The 3,281-nt window shown below is 67.0% G+C and carries 2 protein-coding genes; both read right to left on the bottom strand.

The window, feature by feature from the left end:
• Positions 1 to 448, bottom strand: a 448-nt coding sequence (locus A5906_RS30260) for a chemotaxis protein CheW (RefSeq protein ID WP_080138868.1), incomplete at its 3' end; no start/stop codon positions are given.
• 27 nt (positions 449 to 475) lie between these two features.
• A complete protein-coding gene (locus A5906_RS30265; protein ID WP_080138869.1) occupies positions 476 to 3,280 on the bottom strand; it encodes a hybrid sensor histidine kinase/response regulator in 2,805 nt (934 codons plus the stop codon).
• Between the last annotated feature and the right edge of the window lies 1 nt (position 3,281).

Consider the following 3,281-nt stretch of genomic DNA (forward strand, 5'->3'; position numbering starts at 1 on the left):
CGAGCTCGAGGACGCGATCGACGTCGAGCACGACCATGAGCTGGCCCTCGAGGCGGTGGACGCCGCCGGCGAGCTTGGCCATGCGGGGATCGAGGTTGACGGGGTTCTCTTCCATGCCGGCCTCGGGCAGGCGCAGCACCTCGCCGATCTGATCGATCAGGAGGCCATAGGATTCACCGCGCAGATCGACACCGACCGCCATCGGCACCTTGCCGTCCTCGGCCTTGGGCAGGCCGAGGCGGGCGCGCATGTCGACCACGGTGACGATGCGGCCGCGCAGGTTCAGGACGCCCGCGATCTCGCGCGAGGACAAGGGCACGCGGGTGACGCGCTCGGGCATGAACACGTCCTGGACGCGGGAGATCGGCAGGCCGAACAGCTGGCCGCCGATCATCGCGGTGACGTATTCGACCATGGCGCCTTCGGCGGATTGGGTCTTGGTGCTCATGAGCTTATCTCCTGATCCCTGTCCGGCTTACGCCGCCGCCCGGCTCAGCTCGGAGGCGCCGGCGGCGCCCGCGGTCTGCTCCTTCAGCGCCGCGATCAGACCGGGACGGTCGAACTTGGCGACATAGTCGTGGAAGCCGGCCTGCCGGCCGCGCTCGATCGCCGCCGGCGACACCAGCGCCGAGAGGCCGATGATCGGCGTCGCGGCGAGGTTGTTGTCGGAGCGGATGGTCTCGGCGAACTCGAACCCGTTCATGTCCGGCATCTCGATGTCGGTCAGGATCACGTCGAAGCTCTGGGCGCGGAGCGCAGCGAGGCCCTCCTGCGCGGTCGGCGCGGTGCGGACGCGGTAGCCGGCCGCCTTCAGCACCGGTGCCAGCATGTTGCGGAAGAACGCAGAGTCGTCCACCAGCAGCACCGACTGCGAGTGCATCGACGGCTTCATCTCCTTGCGGGTGAACCAGTCGGAGAACGCCATGGGGAGGAAGTGGCCGACGTCGATCACCTCGGTGGCCTGGCCCTTGATCACGGCCGAGCCCAGGATGCCCTGGCTGGAGCCGCCGACCTCGATGTTGAGGCGCTCCTCGACGATGTCGATGATCTCGTCGACGACGAGGCCCATGGAGCGGCCGTCATCGGCGAACACCAGGATCGGCTGGGCGCCCTGGCTGGCAATGGTGACGCCTTCCATGGCCACCAGCGGCATCAATTGCTCGCGGTACTGCACCATGTAGCGGCCGTTGGAGAACTCGATCTTGTCGGCGGGCAGCTCTTCGAGGCGGGTGACGAGGCCGAGCGGGACCGCCTTGGGCTGGGACGAACCGGCGCGGAACACCAGCAGCGAGGTGGTCTGCTCGCCCGAGCCGATGTGGTGCGCGCCGTTCTCGTCGCCCATGTCATGGGCCGAGGAGCCGGCGGCGCCGAGAGCTTTGGCAATGCCGTTGGGGTCGATGATCATGATGACGGCGCCATCGCCCAGGATGGTGTTGCCGGAGAACATGTCGATGTGACGCAACTTGGTCGACATCGGCTTCACGACGATCTCTTCCGTATGGAAGACACCATCGACGACGATGCCAAACGTCTGGCTGCCGACTTGCGTGACCACGATGAAGCCGTTCTCGGGATCGGACGCCGCGCCGTCGTCGATCTTCAGGAGCTTCTTCAGATGGATCAGCGGCAGCAGCTTGTTGCGCAGACGCAAGACCGCCGTGTCCTTGATGCGCTCGATGCGGTGCTCGGAGTTGGCGCGGGCCCGCACCAGCTCGACCACCGAGAGCTGCGGGATCGCGAAGCGGTCACCGGCGGCCTCGACGATCAGGGCGGAGACGATGGCGAGGGTCAGCGGGATCTTGATGGTGACGGAGGAGCCTTCGCCGGCCACCGACTTGATGTCGATGGTGCCGCCGATCTGGTCGATATTGGTGCGCACCACGTCCATGCCGACGCCGCGGCCCGAGACCGAGGTGATGGCGGCCGCGGTGGAGAAGCCCGGCGCGAAGATGAACTTGTGGATCTGGGCTTCGCTCATCTTCTCGAGCTCAGCCTCGGTGACGAGACCGGAGGAGAGCGCCTTGGCCTTGATCTTCTCGGTGTTGAGACCTCTTCCGTTGTCGGCGATGCAGATGATGATGTGGCCGCCCTCGTGATAGGCGGACAGGCGAATGGTGCCCTGCTCGCCCTTGCCGCTCGCCAGGCGCTCGGCGGGGGTCTCCAGGCCGTGATCGGCGGAGTTGCGCACCATGTGGGTGAGCGGGTCCTTGATCAGGTCGAGCACCTGGCGGTCGAGCTCGGTGTCGGCGCCGTGCATCTCGAGCTCGATCTGCTTGCCGAGTTCGCTCGAGAGGTCGCGGACGATGCGGGGCAGCTTCTGCCAGGCATTGCCGATCGGCTGCATGCGCGTCTTCATGACGCCTTCCTGCAGCTCGGCGGTGACGTTGGAGAGGCGCTGCAGCGGCACCTTGAACTCGGTGTCCTCGTTGCGGCGGGAGATCTCCAGAAGCTGGTTGCGGGTCAGGACCAGCTCGGAGACCATGGTCATCAGATGCTCCAGCGTATCCACGTTGACGCGGATCGACTGGTTGGCGATGCGGTCGCCCTCGGAGGCGCCCTCGTCGGCCATCGACTTCTTCGGCGCGGCCTTGGGCGCCTTGGCTTCCTTCGCAGCTTCCTTCGCAGCTTCCTTGGCGGCAGGTGCCGGCGCTTCGGCAGCCGGCGCAGGTGCCGGCTCGGCCTTGGCGACGGGCGCGGGGACCGGCGCTTCGATCGCGGTCTCGCGGAAGGCGCGTTCGAGCTCGTCGAGCGAGACTTCGCCGGGGCGCAGCGGACGCTCCAGGGTCTGGTCGACCAGCGAGCCCGTGGTCATCGCCTTGGCGGGCGCGGCGGCAACAGGCGCTTCCGGCGCCAGCGGCGGCGCGTCGGCGACAGGAGCAGCAGCGCCGGCGGCCATCGCGGCCATGCCCTGCTCGACCATCGCTTCCAGCTTGTCGATGAGATCGCGGTCGGTACCTTCAGGCTCGGCTTCGGTCGCTTCCAGGCCGGCCAGGATCTCCTTGATGCGGTCGATCGAGGACAGGATCACCGTCACCGCTTCGGCCGTGACCGGCATGCCGTCGCGGAACTTGCCCATCAGCGTCTCGCCGGCATGCGCCAGCGCTTCGAGCCGCGGCAGGCCGAGGAAGCCGCACGTCCCCTTGATGGTGTGGACCAGGCGGAAGATGTTATCCAGGATCTTGGCGTTGTTCGGCTCCTGCTCGAACTTCACCAGCTGATTGTCGACGGTGTCCAGGCTCTCGCTGGTCTCCGTCAAGAACTCCCGCAACAGATCATCCATG

Source organism: Bradyrhizobium sacchari (assembly GCF_002068095.1).
Lineage (GTDB): Bacteria > Pseudomonadota > Alphaproteobacteria > Rhizobiales > Xanthobacteraceae > Bradyrhizobium > Bradyrhizobium sacchari.

Coding starts and splice junctions, on each gene's coding strand:
- A5906_RS30265 (WP_080138869.1), bottom strand. CDS start 3,280: ATGGATGATCTGTTGCGGGAGTTCTTGACGGAGACCAGCGAGAGCCTG.